An 18,721-nucleotide genomic window follows, 5' to 3' on the forward strand; every position below is an offset into this window, starting at 1 on the left:
ATCTGAATATACTCACACCTTACATGAACATTTTAGAACATTTATTCTCGGAGAGTTATAGTGTCGCCACAACCGATCGTGAAACCGTAAGTCATTAACCAAAGGAGAGATGAATTTATGGAAAGCAAGCTGATTGACTGGCATACGGCCGACATCATCGCCGGACTGCGCAAAAAAGGCACCTCAATGGCCGCTGAGTCACGTAAAAATGGCTTGAGTTCATCAACGCTGGCGAACGCGTTAACGCGGCCATGGCCGAAAGGAGAGTTGATTATTGCCCGGGCGCTGGGAACCGACCCTTGGGTGATCTGGCCGTCGCGCTACCACGATGCAAAAACGCATGAATTCATCGACAGAACACGGATGATGAGGGGACCGAGAGGGAAAAAGAATCCTGAATGAACATTAAGCAGTAACCCCCGGCCCAAAGACCAGGGGGTTACCAGAGGCGTTGACGATTACTCGCCTTTCACGCGCTCAATGTTTGCGCCCAGCGCACGCAGTTTATCTTCGATGCGCTCATAGCCGCGATCGATGTGATAAATACGGTCGACCACCGTCGTACCTTCAGCAATACAACCCGCCAACACCAGGCTTGCTGACGCACGCAGATCGGTCGCCATCACTTGCGCGCCGGAGAGCGTTTCCACACCGTGGCAAATCACAGTGTTGCTTTCGATTTCCGCGTGAGCGCCCATACGGCTCAGCTCAGGCACGTGCATGAAGCGGTTTTCAAACACGGTTTCCGTGATGAAGCCTGTTCCTTCTGCCACCAGATTCAGCAGCGTGAACTGGGCCTGCATATCAGTCGGGAACGCCGGGTGCGGCGCAGTGCGTACATTGACCGCCTTCGGACGCTTGCCGTGCATGTCGAGGCTTATCCAGTCGTCGCCGACTTCGATATCCGCACCCGCATCACGCAGCTTCGCCAGGACGGCATCCAGCGTGTCAGGTTGCGCATTGCGGCAGATAATTTTGCCGCGAGAAATCGCTGCTGCAACCAGGAAAGTGCCGGTTTCAATACGGTCTGGCAGAACGCGATAAACACCACCGCCGAGACGTTCAACACCTTCGATGGTAATGCGATCGGTACCCTGGCCGCTGATCTTCGCACCCAGCGCAATCAGGAAATTAGCGGTATCGACGATCTCCGGCTCGCGTGCGGCGTTTTCAATGATGGTGGTGCCTTCAGCAAGTGTTGCCGCACACATAATAGTGACCGTCGCGCCGACGCTCACCTTATCCATAACGATATGCGCGCCTTTCAGACGGCCATCAACGGACGCCTTCACATAGCCTTCTTCCAGCTTGATCGTCGCGCCTAACTGCTCCAGACCGGTAATGTGCAGGTCAACCGGACGCGCGCCGATGGTGCAACCGCCCGGCAGTGAAACCTGCCCCTGGCCAAAGCGAGCAACCAACGGTCCGAGCGCCCAGATAGACGCACGCATGGTTTTCACCAGATCATACGGTGCACAGAAGACGTTAACGTCACGCGCATCAATGTGCACGGAACCATTACGCTCAACTTTCGCACCCAACTGGCTCAGTAGCTTCATGGAAGTGTCAACGTCCTTCAGTTTCGGGACGTTTTGGATCTCTACAGGTTCTTCCGCCAGCAGCGCCGCAAACAGGATCGGCAGTGCGGCGTTTTTAGCGCCTGAAATTGTGACTTCGCCCTGGAGCTTCGTTGGCCCCTGAACACGAAATTTATCCATTATTCTGTTCTCTGTTAAGAATTTATCTTCGCTACCGGCACATCACCCGTAGCTCAAAAACCATTAAGTTTGCGATCGCGCGCCCATTCCGCTGGGGTAAACGCTTTAATCGACAAAGCATGAATGCGGTTGTCCGCAATGTACTCCATCAACGGGCCATAGACTGATTGCTGCTTCTTGACCCGGCTCATGCCTTCAAACATCTCACCCACGGCAATAACCTGAAAGTGACTGCCGTCGCCAGAAACGTGGACTTCCTGGAGGGAGAGCGCATTCATCAGCACGCTCTGAATTTCATTATTTTCCATGGGCTCTTCATTCGTCAGATAGTGAAAACAGCCCAACATCTTAGAGCAAAGTGGCGCTGTCATAAATAAGCAAAAAGCCTCGCTGATAAATCAGACAAGGCTTTGATGGCAGATCCCTTATGATGGGGATGCTGGATGAAGGCACAAGGCCTTATCCAGCCTGAAAAAATTAACGCGGAAGGACATCGTCAGGCAGATTGTAAAGCTGCGCCAGCGTGTAAACTTTATCGTTAACACCAGCGAGCGAAACGCTGTTCCCCTGCTGCTTGCCCTGATCAATCAAGTGCAGCAGTAACGCCAGACCACCGGTATCCACCCGGGAAACCTGGTTCAGGTCGATGCAGGTTACCCCTTGCATCGCCTCAACTCGCGCATCCCATAATGGATTTAACACGTCTTGATCCAGCTCTCCCGCCAGCACCAGCTTGTCACCTTCACGCTTCCAGGTGAGTGACTGGGTCATTATTTTTTCTCTTCCAGGGTAATTTTCTGCTGAGAAATAGATTTCAGCTGTGCTGTCAGGCCATCGATGCCTTTGGTACGCAGCAGGTCGCTCCACTCATTCTGTTTGGTGGTGATCATGCTGACGCCTTCGGCGATCATGTCATACGCCTGCCAGTTACCGGTTTGCGAGTTTTTACGCCACTGGAAATCCAGACGAACCGGAGGACGGCCATTCGGATCGATAATGGTCACGCGGATAGGCACGATGGTCGCATCACCCAGCGGCTGCTCAGGGGCAATCTGATAGGTCTGACCGTGATACATTGCCAGCGCCTGACCGTAAGCCTGCTTCAGATATTCACGAAAGGCAGCGAAATAGGCGTCACGTTGTGCCGGGGTCGCTTCTTTGTAGTAGCGGCCCAGGACCAGCGCACCAGCATATTTAACCTGTACGTATGGCAACAATTCCTGATCGACAACATCGCGCAGGTAATCCGGGTTTGCGCGGATTTTAGGTTGCTCGTTCTTCAGGCGGTCAAAGGTCTTCTGCGCCGCCTCATTCATCAACTTGTACGGGTTAGTCTGATCCGCCGCGGTTGCCGCGCTAAGGGGGGCAATGATCAGCATAGCCACCATCATCAATCGTTTAAACATACGTCGATTCTCCTGAGATTATTTCGTTGCGCCCGCAGGCGTAGTGGCTTCATTATTGCCTTCAGTTGCGGCTGGCGCATCGCCAGAATTCTTATTGTCATCACCTTTACTGTTGCTGTTGTAAAGGAACTGACCAATCATGTCTTCCAGCACCATCGCGGATTTCGTGTCCTGAATCGTACCGCCATCTTTGAGGATAGACGTTCCCAGCTCAGGATCTTCAAAACCGACGTTCAATGCCAGATACTGCTCTCCCAGCAGGCCGGAAGTACGGATGCTCAGGGAGCTGGTGTCAGGAATATGGTTAAAACGCGATTCGATTTCCAGGGTCACGCGCGGTAGGTACGTTTTCGGATCCAGCGAGATATCCGATACGCGTCCAACCACCACCCCGCCGATCCGCACCGGAGAGCGTTCTTTCAGGCCGCCAATATTATCAAAAGTCGCATAAATCGTGTAAGTCGGCTCAGTACGCATTGAGGTAACATTCGCTGCCTTCAGGCAGACAAACAGCGCAGCCAGCAGCGCAATCAGCAGAAATAACCCGACCCAAATTTCATTTTTTTTCGTTTGCATGAACTCAATTCCCAAACATCAGTGCGGTGAGCACAAAATCCAGCCCCAGAACGGCGAGAGAGGCGTGCACAACGGTGCGTGTCGTTGCCCGGCTAATGCCGGCTGAGGTCGGGATCGCATCATAACCATTGAACAATGCAATCCAGGTGACCGTTATGGCGAACACCACGCTCTTAATCAGACAGTTGACCAGATCCAGACGCCAGTCGACGGCATTTTGCATCGCCGACCAGAAAAAGCCTGCATCAATACCTTTCCAGCTAACGCCAACCAGCGAACCGCCCCAGATCCCCACCGCGACAAAAATAACCGTCAACAGCGGCAATGAAATGACACCGGCCCAAAAACGCGGAGAGATCACCCGACGCAGCGGATCGACGGCCATCATTTCCAGACTGGAGAGTTGCTCGGTCGCCCGCATCAGGCCAATCTCTGCGGTTAAGGCCGATCCGGCGCGCCCGGCAAACAGTAGCGCCGCAACAACCGGTCCCAGCTCACGTAACAATGATAGCGCCACCAGCATGCCAAGGCTGGTTTCCGCACTGTAGGTCGTCAGAACCAGGTATCCCTGCAACCCCAGCACCATACCGATGAACACACCAGAAACAATAATGATCAGCATCGATAAGACACCGACATTATAGAGCTGGCGTATCAGCAGCGGCGCATGTTTGCGAAACTCCGGCTTGCCGACAACCGCATTGAACAACATTAATCCGGCTCGCCCGAACGTCCTGAGGGTTTTAATCCCTCGATGTCCGAGTGATGCCAGCGCATTTAACAACATGGGTGGCTTAACTCCCTGTTTTGAGTAAATCGATGTGGTAGTCGCCCGCCGGATAACGGAACGGAACCGGCCCATCAGCAATACCGTCAAGGAACTGACGTACGCGCGGGTCGGCGTTTTCTTGCAGAGCCTGAGCACTACCGTAGGCCACTATTTTTTTGTCCGCCATAATATAGGCGTAATCTGCAATACTCAGCACCTCAGGCACATCATGGGACACCACCACGCAGGTGACGCCCAGCGCACTGTTCAGTTCCGAAATCAGTTTCACCAGCACACCCATGGTAATGGGATCCTGGCCGACGAACGGTTCGTCAAACATAATGAGGTCAGGCTCCAGCGCGATGGCGCGTGCTAACGCGGCACGCCGTGCCATCCCACCGGATAATTCAGAAGGCATTAACTTTGCCGCGCCCCGCAGACCAACGGCTTCAAGCTTCATCATCACCGTGCTTTTCAGCAACGCTGCAGGCAACGTCGTATGCTCGCGTAGCGGATACGCGACGTTGTCAAACACGTTCATGTCGGTAAACAGCGCGCCGGACTGAAACAACATACTCATGCGTTTACGCACGGTAAATAAACGCGAACGGGACATGGCCGGAACGTTCTCGCCGTCGAACAGGATCTCGCCCTTATCCGGGGGTATCTGTCCGCCAATCAGACGCAATAGCGTCGTTTTGCCGATGCCTGATGGCCCCATGATCGCCGTCACCTTACCACGCGGCACCGTCAGGGAAATATTATCAAAGATGCAGCGATCGCCTCGGGAAAAGCTGACATCGCGCATATCGACTAGATTCGCCACAGACTGACCCATTGATTCATCCTTTACTATTGCCTCGTTGATCGAAGAGTTTGGCGCTCAATTTAGCCCTGAACCCAACATATTTACAGATTATTGCCCGTCCTGGTTAGCGAAAGCTGGCATTTGTTTTACTTTTTAGCCGCATAAAGTCAAAATTAAGACTTCGTTACGGCTTCCAGAAGATCCTTCAAGTGGACCGGCGAGTATACCTGAAGAAAGGACTTTAGATGCTTTTAGCGACGGCGCTGTTAATAATTGGTTTACTTCTGGTGGTCTACGGTGCCGACCGTCTGGTATTTGCCGCATCCATTTTATGTCGAAATTTCGGTATCCCCCCCATTATTATTGGGATGACCGTTGTGAGCGTAGGGACGTCGTTACCCGAGATCATTGTCTCTGTAGCGGCATCAATAAATGGGCAACTCGATCTGGCCGTGGGTACCGCTATCGGCTCTAACATTACCAACATTCTGCTTATTTTAGGTCTGTCGGCGCTGATTCATCCTTTTACCGTGCATTCTGATGTTCTGCGCCGTGAATTACCGCTAATGTTGCTGGTGAGTATTTTAGCCGCATCCGTGTTGTATGACGGCCAGTTGAGTCGTAGTGACGGTTTCTTTCTCCTGCTTCTGGCCGTGCTATGGCTGCTATTCATTGTTAAAATCGCCCGTCTGGCTGAGCGACAAGGCAATGACACGCTGACCCGGGAGCAGATAGCGGAGCTTCCACGCGAAGGCGGATTACCGGTCGCATTTTTGTGGTTGGGCATTGCGTTGATTATTATGCCAATGGCAACACGGATGGTGGTGGATAACGCCACCGTACTGGCGAACTATTTCGCCATGAGCGAACTCACTATCGGGCTGACGGTAGTCGCTATTGGCACCAGTTTGCCAGAGCTGGCAACGGCCATTGCAGGTCTGCGTAAAGGCGAAAACGATATTGCCGTTGGCAACATCATCGGCGCGAACATTTTTAATATTGTTATCGTCCTCGGGTTACCGGCGCTGATTACGCCGGGTGAAGTCAATCCGATGGCCTTCACCCGTGACTATAGCGTCATGCTGCTGGTGAGCGTGATTTTTGCACTACTCTGCTGGCGACGTCCGCGCCAGATTGGTCGCGGCGCGGGTGCGCTGCTGACCGGCGGTTTTATCATATGGCTGGCGATGCTGTATTGGTTATCGCCACTTCTCGTTGGATAACTGGAAACGCATTATGTCGCACTTAGAGTTGCAACCGGGTTTTGACTTTCAGCAAGCAGGCAAGGAAGTCCTGGCAATTGAACGTGAAGGCCTGGCGGAGCTTGATCAGTACATTAATCAAAACTTTACCCTCGCTTGTGAAAAAATATTCAGTTGCCCGGGCAAAGTCGTGGTGATGGGGATGGGGAAATCCGGACATATTGGGCGGAAGATGGCGGCCACTTTTGCCAGCACCGGCACCCCCTCATTTTTCGTGCACCCGGGCGAAGCCGCGCATGGCGATTTAGGCATGGTCTCGCCGCAGGATGTGGTGATCGCCATCTCTAACTCCGGCGAATCCAATGAGATAGCGGCGTTAATCCCGGTATTAAAACGTCTTCATGTCCCGCTTATCTGCATGACCGGCCGTCCGGAAAGCAGCATGGCGCGTGCGGCAGATGTGCATCTGTGTGTTAAAGTGCCCAAGGAAGCTTGCCCGTTAGGCCTGGCGCCGACCAGCAGCACCACCGCAACGCTGGTGATGGGCGATGCCCTTGCCGTGGCGTTATTAAAAGCACGCGGCTTCACCGCGGAAGATTTTGCGTTATCGCATCCGGGTGGCGCACTGGGCCGTAAGCTTTTGCTGCGTGTTAACGATATTATGCATACGGGTGATGAGATTCCGCATGTTAATAAAAGCGCCAGCCTGCGTGACGCCTTACTTGAGATCACACGTAAAAATCTCGGCATGACCGTCATTTGCGATGATGCAATGAAGATTGACGGTATTTTCACGGATGGCGATTTACGTCGCGTCTTTGATATGGGCGTAGATGTACGCCAGTTAGGCATTGCCGATGTGATGACCCCTGGAGGCATTCGCGTGCGTCCGGGCATTCTTGCCGTTGATGCCCTGAACTTAATGCAGTCCCGCCATATCACTTCGGTAATGGTTGCTGATGGCGACCAGTTACTCGGTGTGTTACATATGCATGATCTGCTGCGTGCAGGTGTAGTGTAAGAAACTCAAGGATAAAGAAAATGAGTAAAGCAGGTGCGTCGCTTGCGACCTGTTATGGACCCGTCAGCGCTGACGTTATCACCCGGGCAGAGAACATCCGTTTGCTGATCCTGGATGTGGATGGCGTATTGTCTGATGGTCTGATTTATATGGGCAACAACGGTGAAGAGCTGAAGGCTTTTAACGTCCGCGATGGCTACGGAATTCGCTGTGCGCTCACTTCCGGTATTGAGGTTGCTATTATTACCGGACGAAAGGCTAAACTTGTAGAAGATCGCTGTGCCACATTGGGGATCACGCATCTGTATCAGGGGCAGTCAGACAAACTGATCGCCTTTGACGATCTGCTTGGAAAACTGGCGATCGCGCCGGAAAATGTGGCCTATGTTGGCGATGACCTGATCGACTGGCCAGTGATGGCAAAAGTGGGATTAAGCGTAGCGGTGGCGGATGCCCATCCATTGCTGATTCCACGCGCCGACTACGTCACCCGTATCGATGGGGGACGCGGCGCTGTACGTGAAGTCTGCGATTTATTACTCCTGGCGCAGGGCAAACTGGACGAGGCCAAAGGGCAATCGATATGAGCAAAACCAGACGTTGGGTTATCATTCTACTGTCGCTGGCTGTCCTTGTGATGATTGGTATTAACCTGGCAGACAAAGACGAGGCCACTCAGGTCGCCGTCAATAACAACGAGCCAACCTATAAAAGCGAACATACCGATACCGTCGTGTATAGTCCGGAAGGCGCGCTGAGCTATCACTTGATCGCCCAACACGTTGAATATTATTCGGAGCAAGCGGTTTCGTGGTTTACTCAACCGGTATTAACCACGTTTGATAAAGATAAAGTACCGACCTGGTCAATCAAAGCCGATAAAGCCAAATTGACCAACGATCGAATGCTGTATCTGTACGGCCATGTTGAAGTTAACGCCCTGGTGCCTGACTCTCAACTACGCAGAATTACGACCGATAACGCACAGATTAACCTGGTGACTCAAGACGTCACTTCTGATGATCTTGTCACGTTATATGGCACAACATTTAACTCCAGCGGACTGAAGATGCGCGGCAACTTACGCAACAAGAACGCCGAGCTGATTGAAAAGGTTAGAACCTCATATGAAATCCAAAATAAACAAACTCAGCCTTAATCTTGTGCTTGCCAGTTCACTTCTGGCCGCCAGCATTCCGGCATTTGCCGTCACCGGCGATACCGAGCAGCCGATTCATATCGAGTCGGACCAGCAGTCCCTGGATATGCAGGGCAACGTGGTGACGTTTACTGGTAACGTGATTGTGACTCAGGGCACCATCAAAATTAATGCCGATAAAGTCGTTGTGACCCGCCCGGGCGGTGAAGACGGTAAAGAAGTGATTGATGGTTACGGTGAGCCCGCCACCTTTTACCAGATGCAGGACAACGGTAAGCCAGTGAAAGGCCGCGCCTCACACATGCACTATGAACTGGCGAAAGACTTCGTCGTGCTCACCGGTAAGGCTTACCTGGAACAGCTCGATAGCAACATCACGGGTGATAAGATCACCTATCTGGTAAAAGAGCAGAAAATGCAGGCCTTCAGCGATAAAGGCAAACGCGTCACCACCGTTCTGGTTCCGTCGCAGTTGCAGGACAAAAACAAGGCTCCGGCAGAGAAAAAAGGTAACTGATTCGTTATGGCAACATTAACTGCAAAGAACCTTGCAAAGGCCTATAAGGGCCGCCGTGTGGTGGAAGATGTCAGTCTGACCGTCAACTCCGGGGAGATCGTCGGTCTGCTTGGTCCTAACGGTGCGGGCAAGACAACGACATTTTACATGGTGGTCGGCATTGTGCCGCGCGATGCGGGCAACATTATCATTGATGACGAAGATATCAGTCTGCTGCCACTGCATGCGCGCGCGCGTCGCGGCATCGGCTACCTACCGCAGGAAGCGTCTATTTTCCGTCGCCTGAGCGTGTTTGATAACCTGATGGCGGTACTGCAAATTCGTGACGATCTCACCAGTGAGCAGCGGGAAGATCGCGCCAATGAGCTGATGGAAGAATTCCATATCGAACATCTGCGTGACAGCATGGGCCAATCGCTCTCCGGTGGTGAACGACGCCGTGTGGAAATCGCCCGCGCGCTGGCCGCGAATCCGAAATTTATCCTGCTTGATGAACCGTTTGCCGGTGTTGACCCGATTTCCGTTATCGATATCAAACGGATCATCGAACACCTGCGCGACAGCGGGCTTGGGGTGTTGATTACCGACCATAACGTCCGCGAAACGCTGGCAGTTTGTGAGCGCGCCTATATCGTGAGCCAGGGACACCTGATCGCCCACGGCACGCCGACAGAAATACTGCAGGATGAGCACGTTAAGCGCGTATACCTTGGGGAAGACTTCAGACTCTGATAGGGTAGAAGACTTCACGTCACCGCAGGAGAAAACAACTCTGAACATGAAGCAAGGTTTGCAACTCAGGCTTAGCCAACAACTGGCGATGACGCCTCAGCTACAACAGGCGATCCGTCTGTTGCAGTTGTCCACGCTGGAACTTCAGCAAGAACTTCAGCAAGCGCTGGAAAGTAACCCACTGCTCGAGCAAACCGATCTTCACGACGAAATTGATACCCAGGAAAAACAGGACAGCGAATCCCTCGATACCGCAGATGCACTCGAACAAAAAGAGATGCCTGAGGAATTGCCGCTTGACGCCAGTTGGGATGAAATCTACACCGCCGGTACGCCTTCAGGCACCAGCGGAGATTACATTGACGACGAACTGCCTGTTTATCAGGGGGAGACCACGCAATCGCTGCAGGATTACCTGATGTGGCAAGTGGAGCTGACCCCGTTCTCGGATACCGATCGCGCGATTGCAACATCGATTGTTGATGCGGTTGACGAAACCGGTTATCTCACCGTGTCCCTGGACGATATTCTCGAAAGCATGGGCGATGACGACGTCGGTATGGATGAAATCGAAGCCGTGCTTAAACGCGTTCAGCGCTTTGATCCCGTTGGCGTGGCAGCCAAAGATCTGCGTGACTGCTTACTGATCCAACTTTCGCAATTTGATAAGTCCACGCCATGGCTGGAAGAAGCGCGCCTGATTATCAGCGATCACCTCGATCTGTTAGCCAACCATGACTTTCGCTCGCTGATGCGCGTAACCCGACTGAAAGAAGACGTGCTGAAAGAAGCCGTCAACCTCATCCAGTCGCTCGATCCCCGCCCAGGACAGTCGATCCAAACCGGCGAGCCGGAATACGTCATCCCGGATGTGCTGGTGCGTAAGCATAACGATCGTTGGGTGGTCGAACTCAACGGCGACAGCATTCCACGCTTGCAGATTAACCAGCACTACGCCGCGATGTGCAATAGCGCGCGCAACGATGCCGACAGCCAGTTTATTCGTAGCAATTTGCAGGATGCGAAGTGGCTGATTAAAAGTCTGGAAAGCCGCAATGATACGCTGCTGCGCGTCAGTCGCTGTATCGTTGAACAGCAGCAGGCCTTCTTTGAGCAAGGCGAAGAATTTATGAAACCGATGGTGCTGGCGGATATCGCCCAGGCCGTCGAGATGCACGAATCGACCATTTCCCGAGTGACCACGCAAAAGTATTTGCACAGTCCGCGCGGCATATTTGAACTGAAGTATTTCTTTTCCAGTCACGTTAACACTGAAGGCGGGGGCGAAGCCTCATCCACAGCGATCCGCGCACTGGTGAAGAAATTAATTGCTGCGGAGAACCCCGCGAAACCGCTGAGTGACAGCAAGTTAACCTCTATGCTGTCGGATCAGGGTATCATGGTGGCGCGCCGCACCGTTGCGAAGTACCGAGAGTCTTTATCCATTCCGCCGTCTAACCAGCGCAAACAACTGGTGTGACCCAACCGATAAGGAAGACACTATGCAGCTCAACATCACTGGAAACAACGTCGAAATCACGGAAGCTCTGCGCGAGTTTGTTAATACCAAGTTCGCCAAGCTTGAACAATATTTCGACCGGATTAATCAGGTCTATATTGTGTTGAAAGTGGAGAAGGTTACACATATCTCGGATGCAACACTGCATGTAAACGGTGGCGAAATTCATGCCAGCGCGGAAGGTCAGGATATGTACGCCGCCATTGACGGTTTAATTGATAAACTGGCTCGGCAGTTAACAAAACATAAAGATAAACTGAAACAGCACTAACTTGTCCGGGCAGTTAGCGGGTGCAGGACGGCCTGTTGTGCAGCACAACGGGCCATTTGTACAGTTAGCGCTTAGGTGAAATTATGACAAATAACGATACGACTCTACAACTGAGCAATGTTCTTAACCAGGAATGTACGCGCGCGGCCGTTCACTGCCAAAGCAAGAAACGCGCACTGGAAATCATCAGTGAACTGGCGGCAAAACAGCTCAGCTTGCCCTCTCAGGTGGTATTTGAAGCCATTCTGACGCGTGAAAAAATGGGCAGTACCGGCATCGGTAATGGTATTGCCATCCCGCACGGCAAGCTGGAAGAAGACACGATGCGCGCGGTTGGCGTGTTTGTGCAACTCGAAACCCCCATCGCCTTCGACGCCATTGATAATCAGCCCGTCGATCTGCTTTTCGCCCTGCTGGTCCCGGCAGACCAAACCAAGACGCATTTGCATACATTATCGCTGGTCGCCAAACGTCTGGCAGATAAAGCCATCTGCCGTCGCCTGCGCGCCGCACAGAGTGACCAGGAGTTGTATCAAATCATCACGGACACCGAAGGTGGACAGGATGAAGCATAACAACCCAATGGCATCCTTTTTTGTCGTTGTGAGGAGAAACAGTACATGGTACTGATGATCGTCAGCGGTCGTTCAGGGTCAGGCAAATCCGTTGCCCTGCGTGCGCTGGAAGATATGGGTTTTTACTGCGTGGATAACCTTCCCGTAGTGCTGTTGCCCGATCTGGCTCGTACACTGGCCGATCGCCAGATTTCTGCGGCCGTCAGCATTGATGTGCGTAACATGCCGGAATCCCCGGAGATTTTCGAGCAGGCAATGAACAATCTGCCTGAAGGCTTCTCACCGCAGTTGCTGTTCCTTGATGCTGACCGTAACACGCTGATTCGCCGCTACAGCGACACGCGTCGTTTACACCCCCTCTCCAGCAAAAACTTGTCGCTGGAAAGCGCTATCGATAAAGAAAGCGATTTGTTGGAGCCGCTGCGTTCCCGCGCAGACCTGATTGTTGATACCTCCGAAATGTCCGTACACGAACTGGCGGAAATGCTGCGTACCCGACTGCTGGGCAAACGTGAACGTGAATTGACGATGGTATTCGAATCCTTTGGTTTCAAACACGGTATCCCGATTGACGCGGACTACGTCTTTGACGTTCGCTTCCTGCCCAACCCACACTGGGATCCGAAGCTGCGCCCGATGACCGGTCTTGACCGCCCTGTCGCCGCCTTCCTCGACAGGCACACAGAAGTACACAATTTTATCTACCAGACCCGCAGCTATCTTGAGCTATGGTTACCCATGCTGGAGACCAACAACCGCAGCTACCTCACTGTAGCCATCGGCTGTACCGGCGGGAAACACCGTTCGGTGTATATTGCAGAGCAGCTGGCAGACTACTTCCGCTCACGCGGTAAAAACGTGCAGTCACGCCATCGTACGCTGGAAAAACGTAAATCATGACCGTGAAGCAAACCGTTGAAATCACTAATAAGCTGGGCATGCATGCCCGGCCAGCAATGAAACTTTTTGAATTGATGCAGGGTTTCGAAGCAGAAGTTTTGCTGCGTAATGATGAAGGAACGGAAGCCGAGGCAAACAGCGTTATCGCGCTGCTGATGCTGGATTCTGCGAAGGGGCGGCAGATAGAAGTTGAAGCCACAGGCCCGCAGGAAGTTGAAGCTCTGGCCGCGGTGGTTGCCCTGTTTAATTCAGGGTTTGACGAAGATTAATCGAGTACACAGAACGTAGCCAGTAGGCCGGATAAGGCGTTTACGCCGCATCCGGAAATAACTCCGCTAATACAGCTTATTTTCCCGCATAAACGACTCACCGCCTAACTGGCGCATTTGGCGCATAATCCACGCCTGACGGCTACGCACATAACCCGAAGGCGCATTCGCTTTAAAACGTAAAGGATTAGGTAGGACCGCCGCCAGCAAGGCCGCTTCAGACATACTCAAGCGACTGGCAGGCTTATGAAAATACCGCTGCGCCGCCGCCTCCACGCCAAAAATGCCGTCGCCAAACTCCGCAACGTTCAGATAGACGGTCAGAATACGTTTCTTGCTCCAGACCGTTTCCATCCCCAGCGTGAGCCCGGCTTCAAGGCCCTTACGCACCCAGCTACGTCCATCCCACAGAAAGAGGTTTTTTGCCGTCTGTTGCGATAACGTTGACGCCCCGCGAATACGGTTTTCATTACGTTCATTATGCGCCAGCGCTTTCTCGATGGCAGAGACATCAAATCCCCAATGGTCAGGGAACTTCTGGTCCTCGGCGGCAATCACCGCCAGTCCCATCCACGGTGAGATCTCATCCATACTCACCCAGTCCGAATGCGCCACATACCCGAAATCACCGGATAACCATGCGCCCAGTTGCCGCTCGACCATCACCGCCGAGAACGGCACCGGCATCACGCTGAAAAGGGCGATACCCCCGCCCCAGAATACGGCGAGGACGATAACCGCCCGTAGAAAGATACGCCGCAGAAAAGCGGTAACGCCTGTTCTCATTCAACCAACACCAGCACACGCGAGACCAGTTTATCGATGCCACTCGCGGCCTGAGCGATATCCTGCGCCAGCATATAGGCGGGCGTGGTAACGATTTTGTTGTCTTCATCAACGACAATGTCATCAACCGGACAAGGCACATGTTCAGCGCCCATCTCCTCCAGTACCTCTGCCGTATCGATATCCGTGCCAATGGTCAGACGCAGCGGAAAATCAAAAATTTTGGGTAACATGGCGGGCGCAATACACATAAATCCCAACGGTTTCCCCATCTGATGCATGGCAACTGCCAGCGCGGCTAAATCACTGTCAACCCGACATTCGCTGCCCTGGCTGGCAAAATTACTCAGATTTTTGGCGGCGCCAAACCCACCCGGCACGATCAACGCATCCAGTTCCGTTGAAACCGCCTGAGCAAGCGGGCGAATCTCGCCGCGTGTGAGACGAGCGGCTTCAATCAGGACATTGCGTGTTTCCGGCATCGGCTCGCCGGTCAGATGATTAATCACATCAGCTTGTTGTTTATCCGGTGCGAAGCAGACGGCCTGCGCGCCGTTGCGGGCAATGGCCAGCAGCGTGAGTACGGTTTCATGGATCTCTGCACCGTCATACACACCGCATCCGCTGAGCACGACTCCCACTTTTTTCATCGTGATACTCCTTTCTCAACTGGCTGAAACATATTAGTTATTATGATTTAAATGCTACGCTTCACACATTTAACTGATTCATGTAACAAATTATTTAAGATTTGCTATCTTAACTGCGTGCGGCCTGAAAAATAGGGCTGTGCCTTTGTAAACAATGACAATAAGTTACGGCGCAGCCACGATTTCCCTGGTGTTGGCGCAGTATTCGCGCACCCCGGTCAAGCCGGGGTCATTTTTTTTCCGCACTCGCCACCCAAGCTTTTAGTACCGCCACGTCGTGCTGCCACTCCTGCTTCATCTCTTCAATCCATTCAGCAACGTTATCTTCCCAGGCTGGAAGATCTGGCGACTGGATTTGCTGACCTAACTGTTGCAGATGGCGCAGCCCCACCGAACCTGCCGCACCTTTAATTTTATGACCTTCCTCAACCACGCCTTTTTTATCACGTGCAGTAAGATTGGATTCCAGCACGCTCAAATATCCCGGCATCATCTTCTCAAACACCGCCAGCCCGTCGGTAATTAACTTCGGTCCCACCAGCTCGAGGTATTGTTCCAACATAGGAATATCTAACAGCGCTTGCGATTTACTGCTCTCTTCAGATGTCACAGTGCTCTCCTCTTTGTTTCGGGTATCCCAGTATTTTTTGATCATGGCGGTTAAAGCCGGGACTGACAGCGGCTTACTCAGCACGTCGTCCATTCCCGCATCCAGATACTCTTTTTTATCTTTCAGAACGTTGGCGGTAAGGGCCACCAGCGGCGGCAGATCTTCACGCGCGTATTTTTGCGTAAGCTCGCGGGAGATATCCAGCCCGGTCATATCCGGTAGCTGAATATCCAGCAATACCAGGTCATATTCACCCGGCGTGAACATTTCCAGCGCGGCTTTCCCGGTCATGGCGACATCCACGCTATTACCCAGTTTTTCCAGCACTGAGCGCGCGACAATGACGTTCAGTTCAATGTCTTCCACCAGCAGGACATTCAGGGCGGGCAGCGGCATGTCATCGTCTTCAAAAGCGTCTTCAATCTCTTCCGCTACCGCAGGCGCATGCACAGTCAGCGTAAAGACAGAGCCTTTACCAGCCTGGCTGGAGACCGTAATATCGCCGCCCATATTTTTCGCCAGACGCTTTGATACGGCCAGACCAATCCCGGTTCCTGTTGCCGGTTTGCCGCCGTTACTGTCCTTCACCTGATAATACATGGCGAAGATTTTATCCTGTTCATCCTGCGGAATGCCGATCCCGGAATCTTCTACCTCGAAATGCAGCATATTCCCCTGGTCATAGCGCGCCCGCACGGTCACCTGCCCCTGCTGGGTAAACTTCACGGCGTTGCTGATCAGATTCCACAGAATCTGGCGCAAACGCGTGCCGTCGGTAATCACTTTATGCGGCAACGGTAGCGTTGGCTCAAGCACAAAACGCAGCCCTTTTTGCTGTGCCTGCAGGCCAGAGAGGTTTTCCAGATCCGCCATAAAGCTGGTGAAATCGATCGGCTGGTTATCGAGCTGGACTTTACGCCGCTCCATCTTATCCATATCGATAATATCGTTGAAAATATTGCCCAACGTCACGGCAGAGACATGGATAGTTTTCAGGTATTTTTCCTGCTCGGCGGTCAGATCCGTATCCAGCAGGATCCGGCTTAAGCCAACGATGCCGTTCAGCGGCGTACGCAGCTCGTGACTGATGGTAGAAATAAACGTGGTCTTATCGCGGCTGGCGCGTTCAAGCGCGTCCTGATAACGCTTACGTTCGGTAATATCGCGACCAAAGCCCATCAGGCCATGACGTTTACCAACGCGGTCGTAGTAAGGCACTTTACGAATTTCAAAGCAGGCTTTGCGTCCATCCGGATAGTCCAGCCACTGTTCATAGGTGAGCGAGACGTTATGACGAAACACCTTCTCGTCGGTCTCAATAACTTTTTCAGCCGCCTCTGGGGAGTAAACGTCAGCCGGTTTCAAATTCACCAGTTGCTTTTCGCTCTTGCCGGTAAGCAGCTCCATGGCGCGGTTACAGCCGGAAAATTCTTTATCTTCATTACGATAAAAGACCAGGTCCGGCGAGGCATCAAGGAAAGAGCGTAAAAATGAAGACTGTTGCTCAAGCTGAATCTGCGCTTCTTCGCGCTCTTTGATTTCGACCTTCAGTTGCTCAAACGTTTCCTGACGCTCCGCTTCAGCTTTTTCGCGCTCAACAATTTCCTGATTGAGCTGGGCGATATTATCTTTCAACTGCACATTGAGCTTGAGATCGCGCTCGCGCATCTCTTCCAGCTTTTGCACCAGCCGTGACAGACGCTGCCGGGATTCCTCCAGTTGCTCCACCACCACTGACAAAAAATAGACGGCCCAGGGGGTAATTAACAGACCAAAAAAGATAGAGCGGATGACATCAATGCTTTCTACCTGGCCATGCAGCACCATGGTGACAGCCATTTGCACCACAATTGCCAACACGACCAAAGCCAGCGCTAATAGCAGCGAAAAGCGCACCAGACCTAACTTCATCATCAGGTCGACATAATATTGCGCCAGCATACGAATTTGCTTCATAGAGGGTTCCTTCACGACAACTTGGCACAATAATACTCAATTCTCAGCGTGACGTTGAAGATTGTGCAAGAAATGCGGCGGTTATCGGTGAAATGACCGGGTAGGCGGTAGGCCGGATAAGTTCATCGTAGGCCTGATAAGCGAAGCGCCATCAGGCAAGCAGGCGCAGATTGCCTGATGGCGGCTTTGCCTTATCAGGCCTACATACTAGCTCCCCAGTTGCACCCACGGCGTACCCAGCGCCGAGCCTTGCACGCCGTGCTCGTTAAGGTACTTATCCAGTTCGACCATCCCCGTCCAGCGATTTTCACACCATAGCGGCGCCAACAGCGTTGGGCGACGCGCGCTGGCGGAAATACGATGATAAATCACCTCCGGCGGCGTATGGCGGATCATCTCACCTGCGGTAATCGTGTAGTCGTCCAGTTCAATCCCGTTCAGCCGCCCGGCTTCCCAGGCTTTTGCCATCGTACTGCCTTTCACAATATGCAGCGGATGCAGCTTAATACCGTCAACGCCCGTCTCCACCACGCGTTCCATGGTTTGCAGACATTCTGCCTGCCCTTCTCCCGGCAGACCAACGATCAGATGCGAGCACACTTTCAGCCCGCGCTCGCGCGCCAGCCGCGTGGTGTTTTGGTAGCAGGCGAAATCATGGCCGCGGTTAATTCGGTGCAAGGTTTTGTCATGCGCGGTTTGCAGACCGAGCTCCAGCCACACTTCATAGCCCAGGTCTTTATACTCGCAAAGCAGATCAAGCACCGCATCCGGCACACAGTCGGGGCGTGTCCCAACGCATAACCCAACGATACTGGCCTGGCTGACCGCCTGTTGATACATCGAACGCAGCACCTGTACTTCAGCAAAGGTGCTGGTGTAGGCCTGGAAATAGGCCAGATAGCGTTTTGCGCGATTGACCAGGTGCGCCTGATGTTCAAGCTGCTCGGCTATGGAATGGTGCTGCTGCGCTTCATCGGCAAACGAGGCGACATTACAGAAAGTACATCCGCCGCGCCCGATGGTGCCATCGCGATTTGGACAGCTAAAGCCGCCGTGCAGCGTGAGTTTATGAACCTTTTGTCCATAACGGCGAGAAAGATCCCCACCAAACATATTGACTAATTTCTGTAACTGCATAATCTGGTAGACCGCGCCTTGAAAAGAGGCCAAAGCCTGCCATTTTTTGCCCCAGTCGGCGATGACCTGGATCAATCGCCCTGGCGAGCCTTTATTTATTGCATAACAAATCAAAATAATCGAAATTTCATTCACTAAAA

General features: G+C 52.7%; 23 protein-coding genes. 12 read left to right on the forward strand and 11 right to left on the reverse strand.

Annotated elements, in window-relative coordinates:
• Positions 1 to 117: 117 nt before the first annotated feature.
• On the forward strand, positions 118 to 402 hold the full coding sequence (sfsB, locus tag KQJ18_RS05835) for a DNA-binding transcriptional regulator SfsB (protein ID WP_038634246.1): 285 nt from the start codon (positions 118 to 120) through the stop codon (positions 400 to 402).
• Positions 403 to 458: 56 nt separating this feature from the next.
• On the opposite strand, the gene murA is transcribed toward sfsB, so the two are convergent.
• The 7 genes from murA to mlaF form a co-directional block, all read right to left on the reverse strand.
• Complete coding sequence (gene murA / locus KQJ18_RS05840) at positions 459 to 1,718, reverse strand: UDP-N-acetylglucosamine 1-carboxyvinyltransferase (RefSeq protein WP_047026390.1); 1,260 nt, start codon at positions 1,716 to 1,718, stop codon at positions 459 to 461.
• A 53-nt stretch (positions 1,719 to 1,771) separates the two neighbouring features.
• On the reverse strand, positions 1,772 to 2,026 hold the full coding sequence (ibaG, locus tag KQJ18_RS05845; protein ID WP_032940719.1) for a BolA family iron metabolism protein IbaG: 255 nt from the start codon (positions 2,024 to 2,026) through the stop codon (positions 1,772 to 1,774).
• A 169-nt stretch (positions 2,027 to 2,195) separates the two neighbouring features.
• Positions 2,196 to 2,489: a lipid asymmetry maintenance protein MlaB gene (mlaB, locus tag KQJ18_RS05850; protein ID WP_038634251.1), complete on the reverse strand. Its 294-nt coding sequence runs from the start codon at positions 2,487 to 2,489 to the stop codon at positions 2,196 to 2,198.
• Positions 2,489 to 3,124, reverse strand: coding sequence for a phospholipid-binding protein MlaC (gene mlaC / locus KQJ18_RS05855; RefSeq protein WP_038634253.1), 636 nt, complete (start codon positions 3,122 to 3,124; stop codon positions 2,489 to 2,491). Before mlaC ends, mlaB begins: the two co-directional genes overlap by 1 nt.
• Positions 3,125 to 3,142: 18 nt before the next feature.
• Positions 3,143 to 3,700 (reverse strand): outer membrane lipid asymmetry maintenance protein MlaD, encoded by a 558-nt coding sequence (gene mlaD / locus KQJ18_RS05860; RefSeq protein ID WP_038642894.1) that lies wholly within the window; start codon positions 3,698 to 3,700, stop codon positions 3,143 to 3,145.
• Positions 3,701 to 3,704: 4 nt separating this feature from the next.
• Complete coding sequence (gene mlaE / locus KQJ18_RS05865; protein ID WP_085048643.1) at positions 3,705 to 4,487, reverse strand: lipid asymmetry maintenance ABC transporter permease subunit MlaE; 783 nt, start codon at positions 4,485 to 4,487, stop codon at positions 3,705 to 3,707.
• A gap of 7 nt (positions 4,488 to 4,494) precedes the next feature.
• The gene (mlaF, locus tag KQJ18_RS05870; protein WP_038634255.1) at positions 4,495 to 5,307 is read right to left on the reverse strand and encodes a phospholipid ABC transporter ATP-binding protein MlaF; all 813 of its coding nucleotides are present in this window, start codon (positions 5,305 to 5,307) and stop codon (positions 4,495 to 4,497) included.
• A gap of 215 nt (positions 5,308 to 5,522) precedes the next feature.
• Between mlaF and KQJ18_RS05875 the strand changes: the two genes are divergently transcribed.
• From KQJ18_RS05875 to npr, 11 genes are all read left to right on the forward strand, one after another.
• Positions 5,523 to 6,500, forward strand: a complete 978-nt coding sequence (locus KQJ18_RS05875; protein ID WP_038634258.1) for a calcium/sodium antiporter — start codon at positions 5,523 to 5,525, stop codon at positions 6,498 to 6,500.
• A 13-nt stretch (positions 6,501 to 6,513) separates the two neighbouring features.
• The gene (gene kdsD, locus KQJ18_RS05880; protein ID WP_038634261.1) at positions 6,514 to 7,500 is read left to right on the forward strand and encodes an arabinose-5-phosphate isomerase KdsD; all 987 of its coding nucleotides are present in this window, start codon (positions 6,514 to 6,516) and stop codon (positions 7,498 to 7,500) included.
• Positions 7,501 to 7,520: 20 nt separating this feature from the next.
• Positions 7,521 to 8,087: a 3-deoxy-manno-octulosonate-8-phosphatase KdsC gene (gene kdsC / locus KQJ18_RS05885; protein WP_079225927.1), complete on the forward strand. Its 567-nt coding sequence runs from the start codon at positions 7,521 to 7,523 to the stop codon at positions 8,085 to 8,087.
• On the forward strand, positions 8,084 to 8,659 hold the full coding sequence (gene lptC, locus KQJ18_RS05890) for an LPS export ABC transporter periplasmic protein LptC (protein WP_038634267.1): 576 nt from the start codon (positions 8,084 to 8,086) through the stop codon (positions 8,657 to 8,659). Before kdsC ends, lptC begins: the two co-directional genes overlap by 4 nt.
• Positions 8,628 to 9,176 carry a lipopolysaccharide ABC transporter substrate-binding protein LptA gene (lptA, locus tag KQJ18_RS05895; protein ID WP_038634270.1) on the forward strand — a complete coding sequence of 183 codons (549 nt, stop codon included), beginning with the start codon at positions 8,628 to 8,630 and terminating at the stop codon, positions 9,174 to 9,176. The genes lptC and lptA overlap by 32 nt, the downstream gene beginning before the upstream one ends.
• Positions 9,177 to 9,182: 6 nt before the next feature.
• Positions 9,183 to 9,908 carry an LPS export ABC transporter ATP-binding protein gene (gene lptB, locus KQJ18_RS05900; protein WP_003025073.1) on the forward strand — a complete coding sequence of 242 codons (726 nt, stop codon included), beginning with the start codon at positions 9,183 to 9,185 and terminating at the stop codon, positions 9,906 to 9,908.
• A gap of 46 nt (positions 9,909 to 9,954) precedes the next feature.
• On the forward strand, positions 9,955 to 11,388 hold the full coding sequence (rpoN, locus tag KQJ18_RS05905) for an RNA polymerase factor sigma-54 (protein ID WP_085048639.1): 1,434 nt from the start codon (positions 9,955 to 9,957) through the stop codon (positions 11,386 to 11,388).
• 22 nt (positions 11,389 to 11,410) lie between these two features.
• A complete protein-coding gene (gene hpf / locus KQJ18_RS05910) occupies positions 11,411 to 11,698 on the forward strand; it encodes a ribosome hibernation promoting factor (RefSeq protein WP_038634275.1) in 288 nt (95 codons plus the stop codon).
• An 83-nt stretch (positions 11,699 to 11,781) separates the two neighbouring features.
• A complete protein-coding gene (gene ptsN, locus KQJ18_RS05915) occupies positions 11,782 to 12,273 on the forward strand; it encodes a PTS IIA-like nitrogen regulatory protein PtsN (RefSeq protein WP_038634278.1) in 492 nt (163 codons plus the stop codon).
• A 45-nt stretch (positions 12,274 to 12,318) separates the two neighbouring features.
• The gene (rapZ, locus tag KQJ18_RS05920; RefSeq protein WP_003025085.1) at positions 12,319 to 13,173 is read left to right on the forward strand and encodes an RNase adapter RapZ; all 855 of its coding nucleotides are present in this window, start codon (positions 12,319 to 12,321) and stop codon (positions 13,171 to 13,173) included.
• Positions 13,170 to 13,442, forward strand: coding sequence for a PTS phosphocarrier protein NPr (gene npr, locus KQJ18_RS05925; protein ID WP_003025086.1), 273 nt, complete (start codon positions 13,170 to 13,172; stop codon positions 13,440 to 13,442). The genes rapZ and npr overlap by 4 nt, the downstream gene beginning before the upstream one ends.
• A gap of 66 nt (positions 13,443 to 13,508) precedes the next feature.
• Here the strand turns inward: npr and mtgA are convergent, their stop codons facing one another.
• From mtgA to KQJ18_RS05945, 4 genes are all read right to left on the reverse strand, one after another.
• Entirely contained in the window at positions 13,509 to 14,228 is a 720-nt protein-coding gene (gene mtgA / locus KQJ18_RS05930) for a monofunctional biosynthetic peptidoglycan transglycosylase (RefSeq protein ID WP_038634281.1), read from the reverse strand.
• On the reverse strand, positions 14,225 to 14,878 hold the full coding sequence (gene elbB / locus KQJ18_RS05935) for an isoprenoid biosynthesis glyoxalase ElbB (RefSeq protein WP_038634284.1): 654 nt from the start codon (positions 14,876 to 14,878) through the stop codon (positions 14,225 to 14,227). The genes mtgA and elbB overlap by 4 nt, the downstream gene beginning before the upstream one ends.
• 229 nt (positions 14,879 to 15,107) lie before the next feature.
• A complete protein-coding gene (arcB, locus tag KQJ18_RS05940) occupies positions 15,108 to 17,444 on the reverse strand; it encodes an aerobic respiration two-component sensor histidine kinase ArcB (protein ID WP_216421642.1) in 2,337 nt (778 codons plus the stop codon).
• Positions 17,445 to 17,651: 207 nt separating this feature from the next.
• Positions 17,652 to 18,581: a TIGR01212 family radical SAM protein gene (locus KQJ18_RS05945; RefSeq protein WP_114140335.1), complete on the reverse strand. Its 930-nt coding sequence runs from the start codon at positions 18,579 to 18,581 to the stop codon at positions 17,652 to 17,654.
• Positions 18,582 to 18,721: the final 140 nt, after the last annotated feature.

Origin of the sequence: Citrobacter sp. S55_ASV_140 (genome assembly GCF_018919505.1) — a bacterium.
Classification (GTDB): Bacteria; Pseudomonadota; Gammaproteobacteria; order Enterobacterales; family Enterobacteriaceae; genus Citrobacter; species Citrobacter werkmanii.

What these genes read in the sequence shown, in the direction of transcription:
- npr (WP_003025086.1), top strand. Translation starts at nt 13,170, where the DNA reads ATGACCGTGAAGCAAACCGTTGAAATCACTAATAAGCTGGGCATGCAT.
- ptsN (WP_038634278.1), top strand. Translation starts at nt 11,782, where the DNA reads ATGACAAATAACGATACGACTCTACAACTGAGCAATGTTCTTAACCAG.
- ibaG (WP_032940719.1), bottom strand. Translation starts at nt 2,026, where the DNA reads ATGGAAAATAATGAAATTCAGAGCGTGCTGATGAATGCGCTCTCCCTC.
- rpoN (WP_085048639.1), top strand. Translation starts at nt 9,955, where the DNA reads ATGAAGCAAGGTTTGCAACTCAGGCTTAGCCAACAACTGGCGATGACG.
- KQJ18_RS05875 (WP_038634258.1), top strand. Translation starts at nt 5,523, where the DNA reads ATGCTTTTAGCGACGGCGCTGTTAATAATTGGTTTACTTCTGGTGGTC.
- lptC (WP_038634267.1), top strand. Translation starts at nt 8,084, where the DNA reads ATGAGCAAAACCAGACGTTGGGTTATCATTCTACTGTCGCTGGCTGTC.
- mlaB (WP_038634251.1), bottom strand. Translation starts at nt 2,489, where the DNA reads ATGACCCAGTCACTCACCTGGAAGCGTGAAGGTGACAAGCTGGTGCTG.
- murA (WP_047026390.1), bottom strand. Translation starts at nt 1,718, where the DNA reads ATGGATAAATTTCGTGTTCAGGGGCCAACGAAGCTCCAGGGCGAAGTC.
- hpf (WP_038634275.1), top strand. Translation starts at nt 11,411, where the DNA reads ATGCAGCTCAACATCACTGGAAACAACGTCGAAATCACGGAAGCTCTG.
- lptB (WP_003025073.1), top strand. Translation starts at nt 9,183, where the DNA reads ATGGCAACATTAACTGCAAAGAACCTTGCAAAGGCCTATAAGGGCCGC.
- mlaE (WP_085048643.1), bottom strand. Translation starts at nt 4,487, where the DNA reads ATGTTGTTAAATGCGCTGGCATCACTCGGACATCGAGGGATTAAAACC.
- arcB (WP_216421642.1), bottom strand. Translation starts at nt 17,444, where the DNA reads ATGAAGCAAATTCGTATGCTGGCGCAATATTATGTCGACCTGATGATG.
- mtgA (WP_038634281.1), bottom strand. Translation starts at nt 14,228, where the DNA reads ATGAGAACAGGCGTTACCGCTTTTCTGCGGCGTATCTTTCTACGGGCG.
- mlaD (WP_038642894.1), bottom strand. Translation starts at nt 3,700, where the DNA reads ATGCAAACGAAAAAAAATGAAATTTGGGTCGGGTTATTTCTGCTGATT.
- elbB (WP_038634284.1), bottom strand. Translation starts at nt 14,878, where the DNA reads ATGAAAAAAGTGGGAGTCGTGCTCAGCGGATGCGGTGTGTATGACGGT.
- KQJ18_RS05945 (WP_114140335.1), bottom strand. Translation starts at nt 18,581, where the DNA reads ATGCAGTTACAGAAATTAGTCAATATGTTTGGTGGGGATCTTTCTCGC.
- mlaC (WP_038634253.1), bottom strand. Translation starts at nt 3,124, where the DNA reads ATGTTTAAACGATTGATGATGGTGGCTATGCTGATCATTGCCCCCCTT.
- kdsC (WP_079225927.1), top strand. Translation starts at nt 7,521, where the DNA reads ATGAGTAAAGCAGGTGCGTCGCTTGCGACCTGTTATGGACCCGTCAGC.
- lptA (WP_038634270.1), top strand. Translation starts at nt 8,628, where the DNA reads ATGAAATCCAAAATAAACAAACTCAGCCTTAATCTTGTGCTTGCCAGT.
- kdsD (WP_038634261.1), top strand. Translation starts at nt 6,514, where the DNA reads ATGTCGCACTTAGAGTTGCAACCGGGTTTTGACTTTCAGCAAGCAGGC.
- sfsB (WP_038634246.1), top strand. Translation starts at nt 118, where the DNA reads ATGGAAAGCAAGCTGATTGACTGGCATACGGCCGACATCATCGCCGGA.
- mlaF (WP_038634255.1), bottom strand. Translation starts at nt 5,307, where the DNA reads ATGGGTCAGTCTGTGGCGAATCTAGTCGATATGCGCGATGTCAGCTTT.
- rapZ (WP_003025085.1), top strand. Translation starts at nt 12,319, where the DNA reads ATGGTACTGATGATCGTCAGCGGTCGTTCAGGGTCAGGCAAATCCGTT.